This is a genomic window from Desulfonatronospira sp., assembly GCA_003563255.1.
In the GTDB taxonomy this organism is placed as follows: Bacteria; Desulfobacterota; Desulfovibrionia; order Desulfovibrionales; family Desulfonatronovibrionaceae; genus Desulfonatronospira.
This window is the reverse complement of the sequence record PWSL01000208.1, coordinates 1-3,431: the sequence shown is the minus strand read 5'-3', so window position 1 is coordinate 3,431 and position 3,431 is coordinate 1. Positions and strand designations below refer to the sequence as shown.

Annotated in this window: 1 protein-coding gene; it reads left to right on the top strand. The window is 49.6% G+C overall.

The genetic code is table 11. The features are described from left to right. Window positions 1-397 precede the first annotated feature (397 nt). Window positions 398-3,431 (top strand): PAS domain S-box protein (locus tag QZP87_RS06140; protein WP_291322044.1); only part of this gene is annotated, 3,034 nt, incomplete at its 3' end.

Sequence of the window (3,431 nt, the reverse complement as noted above, 5' to 3'; positions counted from 1 at the left end):
GCTGGAGTGATTACCTTTTGGCCTGGCTTCCGCCTGTCACGCCTGTGGCGTGATTTAATTGCTCGCAGAGCAAGCCCGAAGGGCATTAAACTGGGAGCCAGGACAAAAATGTTTTTCTCTTAATCAATCTCTTAATCAATCTCTTAATCCTGTTAATCCTGTCAAAAAAGCTCTTTTCTTTATTGGGTTGCGGGCAAAGTCCGCGTTAGTCTTCGTCCATTGTATAAGACAAGCAACACGCAGCGTTCCTGAGCAGCAGGGTTTAACTAGGCGTCTTAAGTGAGGCTTTTTCCCAGTTGAATACACGAAGTGTAGGCGCAGCCATTCAACAGAAGCGAACTGGCGATATAATTATCTTTTTTTGGGGTTGATGGAGAAACCAGCTATAGGATTTTCTATGCAAGAAAAAAGTTATAAGCGTTTTATAGACTGCTCATTTTTTGGATATGCCTACCACCGGATAATTCTTGATGATCAGGGACGGCCAAAGGATTATGAATTTCTGGAGGTCAATGCCGGATTTGAAAAAATGACCGGCCTCAAGGCTGAAAACATCCTGGGCCGCAGGGTGACTGAGGTCTTGCCCGGTATTCAGGACGATCCCTTCGACTGGATCGGTTTTTACGGAAAAATTGCCCTGGAGCGGACCGAGGAGGAGTTAGAGCAACACTTTGAACCCCTCAACAGTTGGTACAAAATCATTGCCTATTCACCAGAAGAGCATCACTTCGTGACCATAATCCAGGACATCACTTCAGAGAAGGAACAGGCTCTGCAGATGGAGCGGTTTTTCTCGGTCAATCTCGACCTGCTGTGCATTGCGGACACTGCCGGCAACTTCGTCAAGGTCAACACCGAATGGGAATCCGTGCTGGGCTACACGGCGCAGGAACTGGAACAGCGCACCTTCCTGGAATTCGTCCATCCTGATGATATTGACTCCACTCTGGCGGCCATGGCTGAACTGGAAGAGCAGAAGCCGGTCCTGCAGTTCGTGAACCGCTACCGCTGCAAGGATGACTCCTACAGGCATATTGAGTGGCGCGCACACCCTCACGGCACCCTGATCTATGCCGCTGCCCGGGATGTTACCGATCGGATACGGGCCGAGGAGGCGCTTGCCAGGTCGGCCCAGGAGCAGAGTATCCTTCTGGACAATATCCCAACCCAGGTCTGGTACCTGACCAGCGAGCATAGTTACGGGGCAGTAAACAAGGCCCATGCCGACTTCTGCGGCATGCAAAACATAGATATGGCCTTCAAGGACATGTACGATATTTTCACCAAAGATATTGTCGAAGTCTGCCGCCGGAGAAATGTCGATGTCTTTTCTACGGGCAGGCCTGTACGCACCGAGGAGTGGGTTCCCGATGCAACAGGCGAACAGCGTCTGCTCTCCATCCTCAAATCCCCGAAAATCGCAGATAACGGAACAGTGGAATACGTTGTCTGCTCGGCCGAAGATATTACCGACCGCAAACGCGCGGAGGTAGCCTTACAAAAAGCCAGGGATGAATACCAGAGCATTACTGATCTGACCGGGGACATCATAGTCCAGGTGGACACGGAAGGGCGCTGGACCTTTTTAAACGACTATGCCCGCGTCTTTTGGGGAGACCCCGGGGAAAAGCTTCTGGGCCGGTTATTCTCAGATTACTTGCATCCTGACGATCAGGAAGCGACATCAGCCGCTGTCCAGGAGATGATCAAGTCTGAATATCCGCTTAAGGGTCTGGTCAATCGACAATGGACTCCGAGGGGCTGGCGTATTGTGCAGTGGAATGGAGCCCCTCTTTACAAGGACGGAGCATACACGGGTTTTCAGGCCACTGGCAGGGACATCACCGAGCAGAGAGAAAAAGAAAAACAGCTCCAGGACAGCGAGCAGCGTCTGAATACGCTCATTTCGCAAACTCCTGCGGTCATCTATTCCTTCATTATTACTGAAGGCGAACCCCAGGTAACCTATGTCAATGAAAATGTGAAGCATGTGCTCGGCTTTGAACCAAAAGATTTTTTGAACAACCTTGAATTATTCAAGCAATGCCTCCATCCTGATGATGCTCAGAAAGTCTTTGATGCCCTTCCCGTGCTGATGGAAGAGGGCAGGGTTACTCTGGAAGAATACAGGTTCAGGGACAAAGCGGGCAATTATCGCTGGCTGCATGACGAACAGCAGCTGATCACGCATGCGGACGGCACTCTCGAAGTGGTGGGCGCCTGGTGGGATGTGACCGAGCGCAGGCAGTCTGAGCATCAGCTGCAGAACAATCTCCGGTTCCAGGAGATCATCTCAGATATTTCATCAAGCTTTGTAAGAACAACCAGAGAGAGCTTTGACAGGGATATAAACTCAATGCTCTCGCAGATCGGCAATCACTTTCAGGTTGACCGATCTTATCTCTTTTTGTTTTCCCATGATCAGAAAACCATGACCAACACCCACGAATGGTGCAGTCGAGGCATTTCGATGCAAATGGATTCTGTCCAGGATCTGCCGCTGGATTCTTTACCATGGTTCAAGGAGCAGATACTCTCCGGCCAACCTGTTCATGTCCCGGATGTCCATGCGCTACCCGGTGAAGCGAGTGCGGAAAAAGGGGAGTTCACGGGCCAGGATATAAAATCACTTATCTGTATTCCGGTCAAAAGTAGTGACAGAATATGGGGGTTTATTGGATGTGATGCCGTAAAAGACTACTACAGCTGGAGCAGCATTGAAATCGTCAACCTGAAGACAATAGCAAACATCATCGGCGACCTGCTTTTAAAGCAACATAATGAAAAAGTATTGATGGAAGCCAGGAACAAAGCACAGGAAAGCGAGGAGTCGCTGCGCGAGAACCAGCAGCGGCTGGACACTTTACTGTCCAATACACCTGCGGTGATATATACCTATCAGATTGATGCGCGGGGCAATGTGCACATTACCTATATTAACGACAATGTAAGCAAAGTAGTGGGATTCAGGCCTGAAGACTTTACTTCAGACATGGTATTATGGGCGAATTGTGTGCATCCTGAAGATGTGCCCAAAATTCAGGAAAAGCTGTCTGCAAAAAACATGACCAGTGAATACCGTTTTAAAGATAAGAAAGGTTCATATCACTGGCTCCTGGACACTCAAAAAGTACTGAAAAGAGATGATGCATACACCGAAATGATTGGTACATGGTGGGACATCACCGAGCAGAAGGAAGCGGAACTTGCTCTTTTACAAAGCGAAAAGCAACTCAACATGTTCTTTTCCCAGTCTTTCAGCGGGTTCTTCTTCATGATGCTGGACGAACCCGTGGCCTGGAACCAGGCTACAGAGGATGAGAAGGCGGATCTGCTGGAATACGTCATGACGCACCAGCGCATGACCAGGGTCAACCAGGCCATGCTGGACCAGTACGGCGCAAAGGAAGAGGACTTCATCGGGCTCACGC